Origin of the sequence: Brachybacterium nesterenkovii, assembly GCF_900163655.1 — a bacterium.
Lineage (GTDB): Bacteria > Actinomycetota > Actinomycetes > Actinomycetales > Dermabacteraceae > Brachybacterium > Brachybacterium nesterenkovii.
Window position 1 is genome coordinate 1 of sequence record NZ_FWFG01000086.1, and the last position, 18,568, is coordinate 18,568.

At 72.2% G+C, this 18,568-nt stretch carries 15 protein-coding genes and 1 CRISPR repeat array; of the genes, 8 read left to right on the forward strand and 7 right to left on the reverse strand.

What is annotated here, in order from left to right; genetic code table 11:
• Positions 1-64 precede the first annotated feature (64 nt).
• The gene (locus FM110_RS09950; RefSeq protein ID WP_200810217.1) at positions 65-670 is read left to right on the forward strand and encodes a cation diffusion facilitator family transporter; all 606 of its coding nucleotides are present in this window, start codon (positions 65-67) and stop codon (positions 668-670) included.
• 192 nt (positions 671-862) lie between these two features.
• A complete protein-coding gene (locus FM110_RS09955) occupies positions 863-1,096 on the forward strand; it encodes a DUF1989 domain-containing protein (RefSeq protein ID WP_087104610.1) in 234 nt (77 codons plus the stop codon).
• A 94-nt stretch (positions 1,097-1,190) separates the two neighbouring features.
• On the opposite strand, the gene FM110_RS09960 is transcribed toward FM110_RS09955, so the two are convergent.
• Positions 1,191-1,880 carry a hypothetical protein gene (locus FM110_RS09960; protein ID WP_087104611.1) on the reverse strand — a complete coding sequence of 230 codons (690 nt, stop codon included), beginning with the start codon at positions 1,878-1,880 and terminating at the stop codon, positions 1,191-1,193.
• Positions 1,881-2,089: 209 nt separating this feature from the next.
• Complete coding sequence (locus FM110_RS09965) at positions 2,090-3,166, reverse strand: 2,3-butanediol dehydrogenase (protein WP_087104612.1); 1,077 nt, start codon at positions 3,164-3,166, stop codon at positions 2,090-2,092.
• 313 nt (positions 3,167-3,479) lie between these two features.
• On the opposite strand from FM110_RS09965, the gene FM110_RS09970 reads away from it, so the two are divergent.
• On the forward strand, positions 3,480-3,752 hold the full coding sequence (locus tag FM110_RS09970; protein ID WP_143276363.1) for an SHOCT domain-containing protein: 273 nt from the start codon (positions 3,480-3,482) through the stop codon (positions 3,750-3,752).
• Positions 3,753-3,758: 6 nt separating this feature from the next.
• Here the strand turns inward: FM110_RS09970 and FM110_RS09975 are convergent, their stop codons facing one another.
• The 4 genes from FM110_RS09975 to FM110_RS09990 form a co-directional block, all read right to left on the reverse strand.
• A complete protein-coding gene (locus FM110_RS09975; RefSeq protein ID WP_087104614.1) occupies positions 3,759-4,235 on the reverse strand; it encodes a SufE family protein in 477 nt (158 codons plus the stop codon).
• Complete coding sequence (locus FM110_RS09980; RefSeq protein ID WP_087104622.1) at positions 4,232-5,248, reverse strand: sulfurtransferase; 1,017 nt, start codon at positions 5,246-5,248, stop codon at positions 4,232-4,234. Before FM110_RS09980 ends, FM110_RS09975 begins: the two co-directional genes overlap by 4 nt.
• Positions 5,249-5,371: 123 nt before the next feature.
• On the reverse strand, positions 5,372-6,085 hold the full coding sequence (locus FM110_RS09985; protein WP_087104615.1) for a DUF3800 domain-containing protein: 714 nt from the start codon (positions 6,083-6,085) through the stop codon (positions 5,372-5,374).
• 143 nt (positions 6,086-6,228) lie between these two features.
• Positions 6,229-9,006 carry an alpha-1,6-glucosidase domain-containing protein gene (locus FM110_RS09990; RefSeq protein ID WP_234992219.1) on the reverse strand — a complete coding sequence of 926 codons (2,778 nt, stop codon included), beginning with the start codon at positions 9,004-9,006 and terminating at the stop codon, positions 6,229-6,231.
• Between the two features lie 204 nt (positions 9,007-9,210).
• On the opposite strand from FM110_RS09990, the gene FM110_RS09995 reads away from it, so the two are divergent.
• Positions 9,211-10,203 carry an epimerase gene (locus tag FM110_RS09995; protein ID WP_327230709.1) on the forward strand — a complete coding sequence of 331 codons (993 nt, stop codon included), beginning with the start codon at positions 9,211-9,213 and terminating at the stop codon, positions 10,201-10,203.
• Between the two features lie 223 nt (positions 10,204-10,426).
• Here the strand turns inward: FM110_RS09995 and FM110_RS10000 are convergent, their stop codons facing one another.
• Positions 10,427-11,713, reverse strand: a complete 1,287-nt coding sequence (locus FM110_RS10000) for an aminotransferase class I/II-fold pyridoxal phosphate-dependent enzyme (RefSeq protein WP_087104618.1) — start codon at positions 11,711-11,713, stop codon at positions 10,427-10,429.
• Positions 11,714-11,861: 148 nt separating this feature from the next.
• Between FM110_RS10000 and FM110_RS10005 the strand changes: the two genes are divergently transcribed.
• The 4 genes from FM110_RS10005 (at position 11,862) to FM110_RS10015 (ending at position 15,954) form a co-directional block, all read left to right on the forward strand.
• Positions 11,862-12,695: a sugar phosphate isomerase/epimerase family protein gene (locus FM110_RS10005; RefSeq protein WP_087104619.1), complete on the forward strand. Its 834-nt coding sequence runs from the start codon at positions 11,862-11,864 to the stop codon at positions 12,693-12,695.
• Positions 12,692-12,991, forward strand: coding sequence for a hypothetical protein (locus FM110_RS14870; RefSeq protein ID WP_327230711.1), 300 nt, complete (start codon positions 12,692-12,694; stop codon positions 12,989-12,991). The genes FM110_RS10005 and FM110_RS14870 overlap by 4 nt, the downstream gene beginning before the upstream one ends.
• 12 nt (positions 12,992-13,003) lie before the next feature.
• Positions 13,004-14,053: a Gfo/Idh/MocA family protein gene (locus FM110_RS10010; protein ID WP_327230713.1), complete on the forward strand. Its 1,050-nt coding sequence runs from the start codon at positions 13,004-13,006 to the stop codon at positions 14,051-14,053.
• A gap of 428 nt (positions 14,054-14,481) precedes the next feature.
• The gene (locus tag FM110_RS10015; RefSeq protein WP_143276364.1) at positions 14,482-15,954 is read left to right on the forward strand and encodes a hypothetical protein; all 1,473 of its coding nucleotides are present in this window, start codon (positions 14,482-14,484) and stop codon (positions 15,952-15,954) included.
• A gap of 138 nt (positions 15,955-16,092) precedes the next feature.
• Positions 16,093-18,442: a CRISPR direct-repeat array (repeat unit 28 nt; unit sequence GGCTCATCCCCGCCTGCGCGGGGAGCAC).
• Positions 18,443-18,568 lie beyond the last annotated feature (126 nt).

Genomic DNA, 18,568 nt, shown 5'->3' on the forward strand with positions numbered 1-18,568 from the left:
CCTGGGGAGCGGGCAGCGGGCGGGGGCCGGGCGGGTGAGTGCCGTCGGCGCGTATGATGGACCCGTGGACTCCCGTGACCTCACCTCCTCGATGCGGCGCATCGTCGCCCTCGTCGCCGCCCTGAACCTGCTGGGCATGCTCGCCGAGGCGGCGGTCGCCGCGTGGATCGGATCGGCCTCCCTGTTCGCCGACGCCGCGGACTTCCTCGAGGACGTCCTCATCAACACCCTGGTCCTCGCCGCCGCGACCTGGCCGCTGGCCGCCCGGCGTCGTGCCTCCTACGTCCTCGCGGGCCTGATCCTGCTGCCGGCCTCGGCCGCCCTGGGCGTCGCGCTGTGGCGCCTGCTGGCGGGCGGGGCCCCCGAGCCCGTGACCCTCACCGTCACCGGCGGCGTCGCCATGGCGATCAACATCCTCTGCGCCCTGCTGCTGTCGCGCCTGCGCCACGGGCATGGGGCGCTCGTCCGCGGTGCGTGGCTGGCCGCCCGCAACGACGTGCTGGGCAACCTGCTGATCATCGCGGCGGGGCTCGTGACGATGGCGTGGCTGTCGCCGTGGCCCGACGTGGTGGTCGGCGCCGTCATGGCCGTGGTGAACGGGGCCGCGGCGCTCGAGGTCTACCGCGAGGCGCGCGAGGAGAACCCGGAGCTGGAGCTCGACGGGGACTGACGCCGGTGGGAGGAGGCGCAGACGCGCGCCCTCTCCGCAATAGCGCGGCGATCACGAACCTTTCGCGCGACCTGCCCGCGCGAGTCGTGCGATCGCTCCGCTTCGCCGCACCGATAGCGGAGTCTTCGTGCGACTCGTCCGGTTCGAGCCGCCCAGTCGTGATCGCCGTGCCGCCGTCGTGCTGCCCTGAGGATGCCCGCGGCGGGCCGGGAGCGCGGGGCGATCACGCCGGTGAACCTGTTCATGCACACCGAGATCCGCCCGGACCGCACCATCTCCGTCGAGGATCCGCTGTCCGGGCCCGGGGACCGCGTGGTGCTGCGGGCCCGCATGGACCTGCGCATCGCGGTCGCCGCCTGCTGCGTCACCGAGAGCCGCTGCAACAGCGGGCGCTCGACGTCGCTGACGGTGATCGTTTCGGGCTGAGATCGCCCGGCCGTGGAACCGGCCGTCGTCCAGGGCTGAGACCGTCCGGCCGCGCCGCGGGCCGCCGACCACGGTGCCCCGTGCGCTCGCGTCGTCAGCGCGCCGACGTCGCCCGGATGTTTGCGATGAGGATCGGCATCAGCGCCTTCACGGCGTTGTCGGCCCGCCGCTCCGCCTGCCGGTAGGCGCGCGCGTGCTTGCGCACCAGGCGGTTGCCGACGACGGCCTCGCCCTCGGCCTCGACCGTGTCGTAGTCCTCGGTGTCGGGGATGAGCGCGCGCAGGAAGTCGTCCGATGCCCCCAGCAGGCGCGCCTCGACCCACTCGCGGATCATCGGCCGCGTCCGGTGCACCGTGAACCAGCGGTCGACGGCCTGCTCGAGGTCATCGGCGTCGGCCTTGAGCGTGCGCAGGCGCGTGCGGTAATCGCGCACGGCCTCGGTGAGCTCGGTGGGGCGCTCCTCGTGCCAGTCGTCGAGGTCGGAGTCCTCGATCAGCTCGAGCGCGAGGCGGTGCTTGCGCGGCAGCTCGCCCAGCTCCGTGAACGACTGCGCGATCGTCGGACGCTGCAGGATCAGCAGCAGCGGCTGGACGATCCGCAGCGACACCCGGCGTGCGGTCTTGCGGGAGTGGCGCTGGTTCGCCCAGACGTCCAGCAGCCAGAACGCGAGGCCGATGATGATGCCCGTCAGGCAGCCGATCACCATGTCGGGCCAGAACGAGGACCAGTCGCCGGGCCACGGCGGGCCCCCGGCGAGGACGGGCAGATCGGGAGCAGGCGGCACGGGCGGGGTCTCCGGAGGTCAGGGGCGAGGGAGGACCAGTCGATGGTAAGCGGGACGCGTCAGACGCACGAAACGAGCCGGATCCGTGCACGAGATCGACGGGATGAGCCACCGGAGCGGTTCATTCCGTCGATCTCGTGCCCGCCGTCTCACCCGCGCGCGGCACCATCCGGTGGAGCCGCTGCGCGCCGGGTCAGCTCAGCGCAGGGTCACAGGCCCTCGCCGCTGGGGGAGACGAGGATCTTCACGGCCGTCTCGTTGCGGTTGATGAGGGTGTCGAAGCCCTCGTCGACCAGGCCGTCGAGACCGATCTTGCCGGTGATGAAGGGTGCGAGGTCGATCTTGCCCTCCTCGACGAGCGTGATCGTCGCCGGGTGGTTGTTGACGTACGCGATCGTGCCGCGCAGGTCGATCTCCTTCATGACCAGGCGGTGCATGTCGAAGTCCGCCTTGTGGCCCCAGATCGAGGCGACCACGAGGACGCCGCGCGGACGCAGCGCGTCCATGAGGGTGTCGAGGACCACCTGCACGCTGGTGCACTCGAAGGCGACGTCGGCGCCGCGGCCGTCGGTCAGCTCGCGGACCTTCGCGGCCACGTCCTCCGAACGGGGGTCGACCACGTGGTCCGCGACGCCGGCGTCGAGGGCCTTCTGGCGGCGCAACTCCGAGAGCTCGGACATAATCACGGTGACGCCCTGCGCCTTGAGGACCGCGGCGGTGACCAGGCCGATCGGGCCCGCGCCGCCGATGAGGGCCACATCCCCGGCCTTCGCGTCCGAGCGCTCGACGGCGTGGTAGCCGACGGTCAGGGGCTCGATGAGCGCGGCCTGGTCGAGCGGGATGCTCGGGTCGATGCGGTGCACCCAGCGGCGCTTCACGGCGATCTTCTCGGCGAGGCCGCCGCCGGCGCCGCCCAGGCCGATGAAGTTCATGCCGGGGGACAGGTGGTAGTCGCGGGACTCGGGGCCGGTCTCGACGTCATCGCCGATGATGTACGGCTCAACGACGACGTGGTCGCCGACGGCGAGGTCGTCCACGCCCTCGCCCAGGCCCGAGACGACGCCGGAGAACTCGTGGCCCATCGTCACCGGCGCCGTCTCGCCGGTGAGCGACGTCGGGGTGTCATGGGTGGGGCAGAAGATCGGTCCGTCGAGGTACTCGTGCAGATCGGTGCCGCAGATACCGCACCAGGCGACGTCGATCAGCACCTCGCCGGCGGCGGGGGTGGGATCCTCGATCTCCTCGATGCGGATGTCGCGGTTGTCGTAGTAGCGGGCTGCGCGCATGGCAGGGTCCTTCCGGTCGTATCGAGGCGGGCCGGAGGGCCCGTCGATGACGAGGATAGACCCGCAGGTTTCGAGCATGTCGGGCGATTCGGGGGACGTGGGGGGAGAGCCCGGGCTCTATGGATCCGCCTGATAATCGCGGACGTCGGGCCCGCCGCCGTCGGCATCCCGCAGGGGCCCGATCTCGGGCCCGGACGGGACAGCCCGGACCGCGGAGACAAGTCCCGATAGCCCCTCGTCGTCGAGGACTATCGTGTGCGCATCCGCGTGGCGACCCGCCCCGCCCGGACGTCGAGAGGCAGAGGTGTCCAACATGAGCGTGATGAAGCCATGGCACATCATCATTCTGCTGCTGTTGCTGGTGGCCGTGGTGCTGCCGCTCGTCGTGATCATCGGGGTCGTGCTGGCTGCGGCGAAGAAGAGCTCGACCCCCGCGGTCGCGCCGATGAGCGGGACGCAGCCGTCCTGGTCCGCACCAGCGGAGAGCAGCCCGCACGAGATCCTCGATCGGCGCCTCGCGAGCGGGGAGATCGCCGAGGAGGAGCACCGGCGTCTGCGTGAGGCCCTCGGCCCGGACCGCCGATAGCCGGTCTCAGCCCTCGATCTGCGCCTTCTCCCGCACCTGGCGCTTGATCCGCCCGAGCATCCCGGCCATGCCGCGCAGGCGCAGCGGGGAGACGACCTCCGCCAGGCCCATCTGCCCCGTCACGTCCGCAGGGACGGAGACGATCTCGGCCGCGCTGAGCCCGTCGAGGCCCTCGGCGAGGATGCCCGCGAAGCCGCGCGTGGTCGGCGCTTCCGGCGGCGCGGAGAAGAACAGGCTCACCGGCGCCTCCGGGCCGGTGCCGTCGACCTCGGTGATGAGGAAGATCGGCGACTGGCACTCGGGGACCGGCTCGAGGAGCTCGGGGTGGTCGGCGTAGCGCTCGGGCAGGTCCGGCAGGGAGTCGGAGAACTCCAGTAGCAGCTGCAGGCGGTCGCGGGCGGGCAGCGCCTGGAAGTCCTCGGCGATCTCCGCGAGGACCGCCGGCACGGCGCCGCTGTCGCCGCTCGTGGGCTCGTCGCTCATCGGGTGCCCTCCTCATTGGCGACCTGCTGGGAGGCGTTCGCCGCCGCGACGGGCGCAGGAACGGCGTCGATGGTGTCGGCCGCGGTCGAGCGGGGCGCCCGGGTGCGGGCCGGGACCTCGCCGCGGGCCTCGCCCTGGACGATCGGCAGGCCCACGCCGTTGCCCCACTCCGTCCACGAGCCGTCGTAGTTGCGGGCGCTCGTGAACCCGAGCAGATGCGTGAGGACGAACCACGTGTGGCTCGAGCGCTCGCCGATGCGGCAGTACGCGATCACCGGTGCCGACGGGTCGTAGCCCAGCTCGGCGAGGTAGATCGCCTCGAGCTCCGCGCGCGGCTTGAATCGGCCGTCCTCCTGCGCGGCCCGCGCCCACGGCACCGATGCCGCGCTCGGGATGTGGCCGCCGCGCAGCGCGCCCTCCTGTGGGTAGTCGGGCATGTGGGTGCGCTCGCCCGTGTACTCCTGCGGGGAGCGGACGTCGATCAGCTGGCCGCCGAGGAAGCCCAGCACATCGTCGCGGAACGCGCGGATCGGGGCGTCGTCCCGCTCGACGACCGGGTAGCCGCCGCCCGCGGGCGCCTCGGCATCGGCGGGGGTCTCGCGCGTCATCTCGCGGCCCTCGGCCTGCCAGGCGGCGCGTCCTCCGTCGAGCAGGCGCACGTCCTCGTGGCCGAACAGGGTGAACACCCACAGGGCGTAGGCGGCCCACCAATTGGACTTGTCGCCGTAGATCACCACCGTGGTGTCGCGGGCGATGCCGTGGCGGTCCATGAGGGCGGCGAAGTCCTCGGGGGAGACGTAGTCGCGGGTCACCGGGTCGTTGAGGTCCAGGTGCCAGTCGATCTTGCGGGCGCCGGGGATGTGGCCCGTCTCGTACAGCAGCACGTCCTCGTCGGACTCGACCACCACCAGGCCCTCGGCGCCCAGGTTCTCGGCCAGCCACTGCGTGGTGACCAGGCGCTCCGGGTGGGCGTACTGCTGGAGGGCGGGCGACGGATCTGCGGGGACGGGCACGGTGCTCACCTCGGGGTGTCGGAGACGACGGATGCCCCTACTCTCCCGCGCCCGCCGCCGAGAGTCACGCCCGGTTCGCACACAGCGTCATCCGGGGTGGTCGTGAGAGGACTGGGCGACGCGTCACGGCGTCCAGACGTACTCATCGACCGTGATGGAGCGGATGTTCCCCACGATGGCCGCCATGGACCGGCGTGCGCGCGGGTCGGTCTCCGTCGTGTGTCGGACGCGGTTGAGGAAGAACGTCGCGATGTCGACGGCCTGCAGGAGTCGACTGGCGTGCGACGGACCGAAGTAGATCGTGTCACCGATGTGGGTGATGGGTCTTTCGGTGTGTCCCGCGACAGCCTCGATCTTGAAGCGGCGGAGATTGCGACGCCCGCTGTCGGCCGAGTGGTGCTCGTCGGCATGGCACAGGCCGAGCATGCCCAGGGAGCGTCCTGGCCCGAGACGCTTGTCGATGTCGCTGATGAGCTGGCTCAGGACCAGTTCGTGCGCGGGGAAGGGCTGCGCGTATCGACGGCGCTGCGCCGGGACGTCCATGCCGCGGAAGAGCATCCGCGCGCCGGACTCGGCGAGAATCCTGGACGCGATCTCGCAAGCACGCACACGGAGCCTGAGCGGCACGGGCTCCCATTCCGCCTTTCCATGGAACATGTCATGCCCGTGGAGCTCGATGCTCTGCTCGACCCCGTCGACCTGGTCTGCGATGAACTCCGCGAGGCCATCCATCTCCGTTTCGACATGCCGGAGTGCCGGTGCATCGGTGACCAACCCGCCCAGGTAGTAGTGGCTGCCGCTCGATGTCGCGGACTCGTCAATGAAGATGGCGCGCACGGGGTCCCTCCTGGATACACGAAGACCCCGCCAGGGCGGGGTCTTCGGCTATGCGGGAGGCCGTGAGGCGTCCTGCAGAGCAAGGTTCGCAGGATGTTCGACGCGAGTCAACGGCGGACGGGACAGATGTGGATGACGCCCCCTCACCTCACCAGCACCGCCGCCGTCCGCGCCGGGACGGTGATCGTTCCGCTCGCCGCGTCCCACGCGGTCTCGCGCACTACCGGGTCGGCGCCGCGGGCCTGCACGTCGGCCAGGTGCAGCGCCTCGCCCGCCATGCCGGGAAGGGCTTCGGTGACCTGGGCAGGGGAGGCGTTGAGCACCACGAACACCTGCTCACTGCCCGCATCGGGAGAGGCGGCTGCCGCTGTGCGCGCACTAGGGCTCGCTCCGGTGTCGGTCGCGCGCGCTCCGCCCGTCGGCTCCCCGCGCCGGTCGTCGATCCGCATCACCAGCAGCCCCGGCGTCGCGTCCGGCCCCGCGCCCGGGAACGTCACCTTCTCGCGGATCGCCGCGGCGCTGCCCAGGGTGAGCAGCGGCAGGTCGCGGCGCAGGCGCAGCAGGTCCAGCGCCATGTCGCGGGCGTGCAGGATCTGCTCGCGCGAGGGCACTAGATCGGCCCGCCGCAGCAGCGGCGCCTGCGCCTCCCACAGGTGCGCATTGCGCGCGGCCGGCGGGAGGCCCCGGCCGAAGCCGTGGCTCGCGCCCGTCCAATCGATCGCGTTGAAGCGGTCGCCCGAGTTGTAGGAGTCGGTGTCCAGGGACTTCGAGCGCAGCAGCTCGGTGCCGCCGTGCCAGAACGCCGGGGACTGGCCCAGCGCGACCGTGGCCAGGCACAGGATGTTCATCCGGATGCGGTCATCCATGCTGATCGCGTCGGGCAGCTTCCATACGAGCGTGTCGAACAGGGTCTCGTTGTCGTGGGCGTCGACGTAGGCGATGGCCTCGCCCACCTCCTCCGCGAAACCCGCCGGCATGCCCGCGTAGTCCAGCTCGTCGCCGCGGCGCACCTGCCCGTCGGCGCAGGTCAGCTCAAAGCTCTTGAGGTTCCCGGCCATCGCCAGGCGCACCAGGTCCGTCGCATGGGCCAGCGCCGCTCGCTGCTCCTCGCCCGAACGCGGGTCGAACCCGTTCGGATCGGTGAACAGGCCGGTCCCGAAGCCCTGCTCGGCGCGGTGATCGGCATCGGCCGGCCCGCCCCCGTGGACGGCGTCGCGGATGCGGTCGTCGAAGCAGCCGATCCCGGTGCCGCCCAGGTTCCCCTGGATCGCCTGGTCGAAGCGCGCCCCGTCGGCCACCTCGCCGAAGTTCCAGCCCTCCCCGTACAGGTGCACGGCGCACCCGTCGACCCCGTCGCGCTCGAGCGTCAGGGCGTCCAGCGCCCGTCGGATCGCGGCCATGTTCCCGGTGGTGTGGTGACCCATGAGGTCGAAGCGGAACCCGTCGACCCGGTAGTCCCGCGCCCACGTGACCAGGGAGTCCACCATGATCCGCTCGGCCATCGCGTGCTCGGTGGCGACGTTCTCGCAGCACGTGGACTGCTCGATGCAGCCGCAGTCGGAGAGCCGATGGAAGTAGCCGGGCACCACGCGGTCGAGCACCGACAGCTCGTTCCCGCCCGAGGCGAAGGTGTGGTTGAAGACCTGGTCGGCCACCACCTGCAGGCCGATGCCGTGCAGCGCCTGCACCATCGCCCGGAACTGCGCCGTGCGCGCGCCCCCGTCCTGATGGCCCTCGGGTGCGTAGGACGCCTCGGGCACGGCCCAGTGGTGGGGGTCGTATCCCCAGTTGAAGGCATCGCGGTCGGCGACCTCCGCGATCGCGGCCTGCGGGGCGGGGGAGTCCGGGGCCGCATCGGCGGGGATCGCGGGGCGGGCCTGATCGGCGCGGCGCCCCGGGATCGAGGCGATGTCGTACGTGGGCAGCAGGTGGATCGTCGTCATCCCGGCCTCCGCCAGGGCGGCCAGGTGCCGCATCCCGGCCGAGTCCGTGCAGGTGAACGCGGCGTACGTGCCGCGCAGCTCCTCCGGCACGGTCTCATCGGCGATCGACACGTCGCGCACGTGCAGCTCCGTGATCGCCCGGGCCGACGGGCGCGCGAGGACGGGCGAGCGGTGCTCGCGCCACCCGCTCGGCATCCAGCGGGGGTCGGCGAGGTCGACGATCACGCTGGCCTCCGACCCCGCCGTGAGGCCGACGGACAGCGGGTCGGTCACGCGGTGGCGCGCCACGGCGTCAGCCCAGGGGGCGTAGACGTCGATGTCGAACAGGTAGGCGCGATCCGTCCACGCCGACGGGCCCGCGATCGTCCAGGTGCCGTCGTCCTCGCGGGTCAGCGGATGCCGCTCGGGCTCGCCGGCGCCGGTGTCGTCGGCGAACAGGAGCAGGTCGACGGTGAGGGCGGTCGGGGCCCACAGCGCCAGGTGCACCCCGTCGGGCCCGACCCGCACCCCGAGGTCCTCGCGGGACGCGGCCGCGGCGCCCCAGAGGTCGTCGATCACGCCCGCGACCTGCACGCCCGTCGCGATCTCGACCGCCCCGGAGGCCCCGCGCAGCGCGACCAGCAGCTGCCCGCGCAGGGCGTCGGCCAGGCGTTCCGGATCGGCGGCGGGGGCATCGGCGACGGGGTGAAGCGCGAGGTGATCGCGCAGGTGGCGCCGCACTGCCGTCTGCTCCGCGGTCAGCCCGGCGGGATCGAGCTCGAGGCGGCCGATCATCTCCCCGCCACGCATCTCCCCGTGCTCGCAGGACATGCCGCCGCTGGGTGACGCCCACAGCTCGAGCGACCAGTCCTCGTCCTCGGGCACGAGGCCCGCGGGCCAGGCGACGGTGCGGCGGTCCAGCAGGTGCGCGCGGGCGCGGTCGATGCCGCGCGCGGTGGTGGGCGGCGATGTGCGGGCAGGGGCGGGAGACGACGTCACGGGGGTCCTCCGGTCGCGGATCGAGGGGCGGCACCATCGTCGCATCGCAGGACCGCATACCCTGGTCCGCACGGGCACTGCATCTGCGAGGCACTGCATCTGCGGGCCGCTGCACCAGTGAGGCAGTGCATCTGCGGGGCCCGGCTTCAGCAGGACGCTGACCGGAGCGGGGGGCTCCGGCACCAGACGACGAGGGGGACCATGATGGAACGTGCAGTCATCGCCGGCGCGAGCGGCTTCATGGGCCGGCATCTGGCAGCGGCATACCGGGAGGCCGGACGCGAGGTGGTGCTGATCGGCCGCGGCAGCGGATCCGATGTGCACTGGGGCGACGCCGACGGCCTGCGTCGCGCCCTCGACGGGGCATCCGTGCTGGTCAACCTCGCCGGCCGCACCGTCGACTGCCGCTACACCGAGGCCAACCGCCGCGAGATCCTGGACTCGCGCATCGACACCACGCGCGAGCTGGGCCGGGTGATCGCGGAGCTCGACGCCCCGCCGCCGGTGTGGATGAACGCGTCGACCGCCACTATCTACCCGGCCATCACCGCGGCCGCGCACACCGAGGGCGATCGGACCACTCGCTTCGGCTTCTCCGAGCAGGTGGCCCAGGCCTGGGAGGCCGAGCTCGCCGCCTCTCCCGCCCCCGCGACCCGGAAGATCGCGCTGCGCACCACGATCGCGCTGGGCCCCGACTCCGACGCCACGACCATGCTGCTGGGCCTGGCCCGCTTCGGCCTCGGCGGCCCGCAGATCGACGGATGGTGGTTCCCGCACGACCGCTACCGCGGCCTGTCGGACTCCCGCGGCACCCCGTTCGCGAAGGATCCGAGCCGCCCCCGCACCTCCGGCGGGCGTCAGATGTTCTCGTGGATCCACATCGACGACGCCGTCGCCGCGATCCGGCATATCGAGGCCACGGAGTCCATCAGCGGACCCGTGAACCTCGCAGCACCCGAGGCCGTCACCAACGTCGAGCTCATGCGCGCGCTGCGCCGCACCGTCGGCGCCCGAATCGGCCTGCCCGCCTTCCGCTGGATGCTCGAGCCGACGATGCGGGTGCTCGGCACCGAGAGCGAGCTCGTGCTCAAGAGCCGCTGGGTCGCGCCGGGCGTGCTCGAGGAGACCGGGTTCGCGTTCGCGCACCCGCGGCTCGACGAGGCGCTCGCCGACATCTGGGAGCGCCGCGGGGCCTGACGGCGGGTGCTGCGGGGCCTGGCGGCGGCGAGTGCCGGGTCTGGCGGCGGCGAGCACGAGGCCTGACGGCGGGCGGCGCGAGGTGAGCTGGCGCAGATATGGGCGCTGGAGAGCCGGTCACCTGCATATGTGCGCGTGGGCGGCTCTCCAGCGCCCATATCTGTCGCGTCGCGTCGGTCAGGCACCCGGCGCCGACACGCGCCGTCCGTGCCCGGCGCGTCGGTCAGGCACCGCGAGTCGGCGCCCGCCCCACCTTCCCGCCGCGCTCTGCGGCCCAGGCCTCGAGGCGGCACGCGGCCTCGGTCATCGTCGCGTCGTCCTTACAGAACGCGAAGCGCACCAGGGAGGCGAAGCGGGAGGCGTGGCCGCCATCAGCCTCGTCCCGGCAGAACGCCGGCACCGGGATCGCGACCACCCCTGCCTCCTCCGGCAGACGCTCGCAGAGTGCGGCCGCGTCCACCTCCCCGAGGCCCGACAGGTCGGCCACCACGAAGTAGCCGGCGGCGGGCACGGACACGCGGGCGCCGATGCCGCGCAGCGTCGCCAGCAGGCCGTCGCGCCGACGCCGCAGGTCGTCGGCGATGGCGTCGAACTCCTCGTCGGGCAGGTCCAGTCCGGTCGCGACCGCGCCCTGGAACGGCGCACCCGAGGTGTAGGTGAGCCACTGCTTGACCCCGGTCACGGCCGTGACCAGCTCGGACGGGGCGGTGATCCAGCCGATCTTCCAGCCCGTGACCGACAGCGTCTTGCCGGCCGAGCCGATCGTGATCGTCCGCTCCCGGGCGCCGGGCAGGGTCGCGATCGGGGTGTGGGCGTCGTCGAAAACCAGGTGCTCGTAGACCTCGTCGGACACGATGATCGCGTCGTGCGCGGCGGCGCCCTCGACGATCGCCGTGAGCGCCTCGGGCGGCAGGGTGATGCCGGTGGGGTTGTGGGGCGAGTTCACGAGGATCAGCCGGGTGGCGTCGGTGATCGCGGCCCGCAGGGCGGCGGGGTCGACACCCAGGCGCAGGTCCCCCTCGCCCCCGCCCACGGTGGCGTCGATCAGCTCGACCGTGAGCGGCACCGTGCGGTGCGCGCCCCCGGCCAGGGCGATCATCGCCGCGTACGAGTCGTAGTAGGGCTCGAGGGTGAGCACCTCGTCGCCCGGCCGCACGAGCGCGAGGATCGACGCGGCGATGGCCTCGGTCGCGCCCGTCGTCACGAGCACCTCGCGGGCGGGATCCCAGCTCAGGCCGTAGAAGCGCTCCTGGTGGCGGGCGATCGCCGCGCGCAGCTCGGGCGTCCCGGGACCGGGCGGGTACTGGTTGGCGCCCGCCCGGATCGCGGCGACGGCGGCCTCCGCGACGGCGGGCGGCGGATCGGTGTCGGGGAAGCCCTGGCCCAGGTTCATCGCGCCGAGCTCGGCGGCCCGGGCGGACATGCGGGCGAAGATCGTCGGGCTCGCCCGCCCGTCGCGCAGGAGATCGGCGCCGCGCGCCGCGTTCTGCCAGGGGCCCGTCGCATCCATGGGGCGAGTGTGCCAGGAAGCGCGCGGCACCGTCGACGGGCCGAGGACCCACGGACCCGGCCGTCTGTCAGTGATGTGCGTCGTGCTGGGGTGTGCACGGGCGACGGCCCGCGACCGCAGTCGACGACGACCCCGAGGTGAGGAACCCATGGCCCAGCAGCCCTCCGTCCAGCTCTACTCCCTGCGCACCGCGATGGAGGCGGATCTCGATGGCACGCTGAAGCGCGTGGCCGAGTTCGGCTTCCGCAGTGTCGAGCCCTACGCGTTCACGGGCAACGCCGAGGAGCTGCGCCGCTCCCTGCAGGCGTACGGCCGCTCCGCCCCGTCGGGCCGCAACGGCGCGATCGACGAGGAGGACCCGGCCAAGGTGTTCGCCACCGCCGCGCAGCTCGGGATGGACCTGGTGATCGACCCGTTCATCCCGACCGAGCGCTCGCAGAGCGCCGACGACGTCAAGAGGCTCGCCGAGCGCATGAACGGTCTCGCCGACATCGCCGAGACCGAGGGTGTGCGCTTCGGCTACCACAACCACCAGTGGGAGCTGGTGAACAAGGTCGACGGGCGCCACGCGCTCGAGGTCCTCGTCGGGCAGCTCGATCCGCGCGTGGCCCTCGAGGTCGACACGTTCTGGGCGACCGTCGGCGGTGCCGACGTCCCGGCCCTGCTGCGCGCCTTCGGCGATCGGGTCCGGGCGATCCACGTCAAGGACGGCACCGTCAGCGGCGACATCGCGAACGTGCTGCCCAGCTCGGAGAGCGAGCTGATCGTCTCCGACGCCCTCGCCCGCGCCTTCAAGGAGCAGAAGCCCGCCGGACAGGGCGAGGTGGACGTGCCGGCGATCCTCGCGGCCGCCCCGCAGGCCCTGCGCGTGGTCGAGTTCGACGACGACGCGGGCGACGTCTTCGAGGGCATCGCCGAGTCCCTCGCCTGGCTGGGCGAGAACGACGATGCGCAGGGCGAGCGCGCGGGGGAGGCCCGATGACCCCGCACGACGACGGGACCGCGACCGGTGACGTGACCCTGACCGGCGACGTGACGTTCTCGGCCCACGATGCGCCTGCGCCCGTGACCACGGGCGCGCCCGGTGGCGCCGCGACGGACGTGCTGGCCGGTGAGACCGTGACCGACGAGGCCCCTGCGACGGAGGTCGTGGACCCGAACGCGGCGACGGTCGTGCCGCTGTCGGAGCTGCCGCACCCCGCCAAGGCCCCCGGCGCCCTCGGCGTCGGCATCATCGGCACCGGCGTGATCTCCGTGCAGTACCTGCGCAGCTTCTAGCAGTTCCCGGACGTGGAGGTGCGCTTCCTCGCGGACCTCGACGTCGAGCGGGCACGGGCCCGGGCCGAGGAGTTCGAGGTCCGCGACGGCTCCGGGGAGGTCGCGGCGGGCACGGTTGAGGAGCTCCTGGCGCGCGAGGACGTCGACATCGTCGTGAACCTGATGATCCCTGCCGCCCATGCAGAGGTGGACCGCAGGATCCTCGAGGCCGGCAAGCACGTGTGGTCCGAGAAGCCGATCGCGATGGCCTCCCAGGAGGCTCGCGAGCTGCTCGCGCTGGCCGACGAGAAGGGGCTGCGCCTGGCATGCGCCCCGGACACGATGCTCGGTCCGGGCATCCAGACGGCGCTGCGGGCGGTGGCATCCGGGGAGATCGGCGACGTGCTGACCGGCTCGTTCGTGTTCCAGACCGGCGGGCCGGAGTCCTGGCACCCGAGCCCCGAGTTCCTGTTCACCCATGGCGCCGGCCCGCTGTTCGACATGGGCCCGTACGACGTCTCCGCGGCCGTCCGCCTGTTCGGACCGGTGGCGCGGGTCATGGCCGTCTCCTCGACGGCGCGCGACACCCGCGTGATCGGCTCGGGCCCCAAGGCGGGCACCGGGTTCCCCGTCGACGTGCCCACGCATCACGCGGCGCTGCTGACGTTCGCGTCCGGGGCCAGCGCCCAAGCCGTGTTCTCGTTCCAGAGCGCGCTGCCGCGCATCGGCGAGATCGAGGTCTCCGGCATCGAGGGCTCGATCGCGCTGCCGGACCCGAACATGTTTGCCGGCGACTCGACGCTGTGGGCCTTCCCCGAGGGACTCGCCGCCCCGGAGACGCGGACGCTTCCGGTGCCTGAGGTCCCGTTCGCCCGCGGTGCGGGCGTCGTCGACCTGGCGCGGTCGCTGCGCGACGGGGTGCCCGAGCAGGCGAGCGGGGCGATGGCCGCGCACGTGCTCGACGTGCTCATCGCCATCCACGACGCCGCCGCCGAGGGCCGGATCGTCGACGTGGACCCGGCGGGCTTCACGGCGCCCGAGCCGCTGCCCGAGGACTGGGACCCGACGGTCGCGACGCTCTGACGCGCATGGCACGGTGAGGGCCGATGGGACGAGGTTCCCGTCGGCCCTTCGCTGTTCGCGGGCCCGGTGCCGGTGGACCGTGCGGAGCCGAGGAGTGCGTCTGCCGGTGGTCTGCGAGCACGGGGCGTGCGGTGGGACTCGGGCTTCTTCGATGCGCTGGTGCCCTGGAGGCGCGAGCTGTGCGACCTGGTGGGGAGCGGTGGAGGAATCGTCGTCCACAACAGGATGCGCCGACGGGGCTGAGAAGGGATGCTGGGGGCATGGCGAAAAAGCGATCTCGACACGGCGACCGATCCGGCGGCACGGGCTCCCCGCGCGACCGCGGTCCACGGCATGGGCATACGCACGGTCCCGCCGGGCGCTCGGCGGCGAATGACGGGCCGCGCCCGCTCGTCGTCGCGGGCTTCCGCCGGTGGCTGCTCGACCAGGTGCCGGAGCCTGTCGCCGAGGAGACGGCCTCCGGCATCTCGACCCTGCTGAAGCTCCGTGCGGACTACATGGACCTCCACGATCCCGGCATGTGGACCGCCGAGATCATCGCCTTCCTCCTCACCGAACTGGTGCCGTGGAAGGTCGCCCAGCGGCGGGAGGACAGCGTGCTGATCATCCCGCGCCTGGCCATGTTCTTCGAGTACCTCGAGGAGCAGGGGCAGTGGTCTCGGTCCTCGATGCCCGTGGCGGCCGCGCATGCCACGCTCGAGGGCCTGGAGCTCGACGTCCTCGAGGCCGCCGACGATCCGTCCCGGCGGTCGATGAGCGGCAACATCCTCTCCTACGCGGTGGAGCAGGGCCTCGACCTGGGCGATCCCGACGTGCTGAATGCGTACATGGCCTGGTACAACTCCCTGCCCCACGCCGAGAGGATCGAGCTGAGCGACACCGGGCGGCTGCGCAGGCCCAGCCGCCCCTTCGATCCGACCGCGAACGATGAGGACTCGCGCATGCCGCCGGGCGGATCCGGCGGGACGCCGAAGGCGGCAGGCGGGGGCAGCGCCTTCGGGCCCGTCGTCGATGCGGCCCGTGCAGGCGTGCCGTACGACGGCGGCGCGAGGGGATACGGCGGCCTCGGGGCCGAGGGCAGCTTCGCTGGGTGGGACGATGACGCCATCGAGGAGGCGCGCGGCCCGCTCGGGGACAGCTGGCCCGCGTACCTGGGGGCTCCGCCGCAGAACGATGACCGCGAGTTCACCCCGGAGGAGATGCTGGCGGCCGGGAGGGACAGCGTGTTCGTGCAGCGTGCGCTGGCGATCCTGGACCTGGTCGGTGAGGGAGCGCGGGTCACGAGCACGGGAGCGCTCACGCTCAGGGACACGCAGAAGCTCTGCGACGCGTGGGGGCTCGAGCCGAGGAAGCTCCGTTCGATGTGGGACCGGCCGGAGATCGCGGATCCCTTCACGACGCTCATCGAGGGCCGTTGGCTCGAGGGGAGCGTCACCCGCATCTACCCGGGCGAGGGCCTCGCCCCGGCCTGCGACCCGGAGGAGGACCCCGACGGTTTCCGCATGTTCGTGACCGCCCTGCTGACCCGACACTTCCTGTCCCGTCTGCTCTCCGCCTCGTATGACGGCGGGTTCAGCGGTCTGCCGGACACTGCCTTCGCCCTCATGAAGGCGGGCAGCGCAGGAGGACTCGACATGCCGGACATCCACGGCGTCCTCCGGTCGTTCTCGGACGACGAGCTCGCGTCCGAGCGCATGATGGCGGACTTCTGGCGCGCCGCATCGACCGACCTGGACCTGCGTTCGCTCGCCCTCTCGGGCGTGATCACGCGCGACGACCGCCATGTCGCCGCATCCTGCGCGGTGCTGGTCGCGATGGGCAACGCGATGGAGATCATGCAGATGGAGGACCTCCCCTTCGGCGAGGACGACGACCTGGATGAGGACGGGTACCTGTACTGACCATGAGGTCGGAGGGGCGCCGGTCAAGGCGGTTGCCGACACGAGGAAGTCGGGGCGGTGGCTACGACGGCTTGTGCCCGGGTGGATCTCCGCCTGCCGGGGGACGACCTATTCATGACGAGTGAAGATGTGGTGGGTGGCTCGTTCCCGCCTGCGCGGGGAGCACTTGGCGACCTCGCGCTTGTCCGCGAGCTGGACCGGCTCATCCCCGCCTGTGCGGGGAGCACGGCTGGGCCGAGGCGCTGCGTCTCCATGAGGAGGGCTCATCCCCGCCTGCGCGGGGAGCACCAAGCGGCACCCGTCGGTCCGGAAGATCACGACGGGCTCATCCCCGCCTGCGCGGGGAGCACCAGCGACGAGGAGGTCGACGAGGTCGGCGACACCGGCTCATCCCCGCCTGCGCGGGGAGCACAGGGTCATCGCGCCATCGAGGCGGGCGCTGGTCGGCTCATCCCCGCCTGCGCGGGGAGCACCTGCAGTGGGCGTTCGTGCGGGCCGTCGCCCAGGGCTCATCCTCGCCTGCGCGGGGAGCGCTGGCGGCACTCGTAGTCGTACTCGTCGGGATGCGGCTCATCCCCGCCTGCGCGGGGAGCACTGGCGGCACTCGTAGTCGTACTCGTCGGGATGCGGCTCATCCCCGCCTGCGCGGGGAGCACTGGCGGCACTCGTAGTCGTACTCGTCGGGATGCGGCTCATCCCCGCCTGCGCGGGGAGCGCTGGCGGCACTCGTAGTCGTACTCGTCGGGATGCGGCTCATCCCCGCCTGCGCGGGGAGCACTGGCGGCACTCGTAGTCGTACTCGTCGGGATGCGGCTCATCCCCGCCTGCGCGGGGAGCACAAGGCGACCCGTCGCACTATCGATCTCGTGGCGGGCTCATCCCCGCCTGCGCGGGGAGCACAAGGCGACCCGTCGCACTATCGATCTCGTGGCGGGCTCATCCCCGCCTGCGCGGGGAGCACAAGGCGACCCGTCGCACTATCGATCTCGTGGCGGGCTCATCCCCGCCTGCGCGGGGAGCACAAGGCGACCCGTCGCACTATCGATCTCGTGGCGGGCTCATCCCCGCCTGCGCGGGGAGCACAAGGCGACCCGTCGCACTATCGATCTCGTGGCGGGCTCATCCCCGCCTGCGCGGGGAGCACAAGGCGACCCGTCGCACTATCGATCTCGTGGCGGGCTCATCCCCGCCTGCGCGGGGAGCACAAGGCGACCCGTCGCACTATCGATCTCGTGGCGGGCTCATCCCCGCCTGCGCGGGGAGCACAAGGCGACCCGTCGCACTATCGATCTCGTGGCGGGCTCATCCCCGCCTGCGCGGGGAGCACAAGGCGACCCGTCGCACTATCGATCTCGTGGCGGGCTCATCCCCGCCTGCGCGGGGAGCACTCACCGGCCGTAAGGCTGACGCGATCAACCGGGGGCTCATCCCCGCCTGCGCGGGGAGCACTCCACGACGAGGAGGTTGGAGACCTGATGCGGGGGCTCATCCCCGCCTGCGCGGGGAGCACGGGCGTGTGGTTGCGCCAGAGCGGGCCAGAGGGGGCTCATCCCCGCCTGCGCGGGGAGCACGTCGATCCATGGAGGTGGATCGACGGGGAATCCGGCTCATCCCCGCCTGCGCGGGGAGCACCAGGATGCTGACGTGCACGTGCTTGGTGTGAGGGGGCTCATCCTCGCCTGCGCGGGGAGCACTCCACGACGAGGAGGTGGGAGACCTGATGCGGGGGCTCATCCCCGCCTGCGCGGGGAGCACGGGCGTGTGGTTGCGCCAGAGCGGGCCAGAGGGGGCTCATCCCCGCCTGCGCGGGGAGCACGTCGATCCATGGAGGTGGATCGACGGGGAATCCGGCTCATCCCCGCCTGCGCGGGGAGCACCAGGATGCTGACGTGCACGTGCTTGGTGTGAGGGGGCTCATCCTCGCCTGCGCGGGGAGCACCGCCCCATCGACGCACCGAACAGCATCGCGTACGGCTCATCCCCGCCTGGGCGGGGAGCACGAAACCGAGTTTGACGCCATGCCCGAAGAGCAGGGCTCATCCCCGCCTGCGCGGGGAGCACCAGTCGGAGTTCTCCGAGACCGCCACCCTGAGCGGCTCATCCCCGCCTGCGCGGGGAGCACCGGATGCACTACGACCACGTCCACGTGGGCGCAGGCTCATCCCCGCCTGCGCGGGGAGCACGGGCCGACGATGCCGCCCAGGGCGTACCCGCCCGGCTCATCCCCGCCTGCGCGGGGAGCACTGCTCGCCTGGTCCGACACCGCGGACTCCGTGCGGCTCATCCCCGCCTGCGCGGGGAGCACTGGACGAAGCCCGACCGATACGGCACCTATCCCGGCTCATCCCCGCCTGCGCGGGGAGCACTCGCTGTAGCCGTACGCCTTGGCATACGCCTTCGGCTCATCCCCGCCTGCGCGGGGAGCACCGCAGTCGGCGCGGGTCATGCGGAGCCAGGGAGGGCTCATCCCCGCCTGCGCGGGGAGCACATGAGGCCGTAGGCCGCAGTTGAGTCCCGCATAGTGGTGTAGCGCGGTGGCACCGTGATCGTCCCGGACGTGGACGCGGCCACCGTGTGATCCTTCGAGTCAACCTTCCACAGAATCCTCGAACGG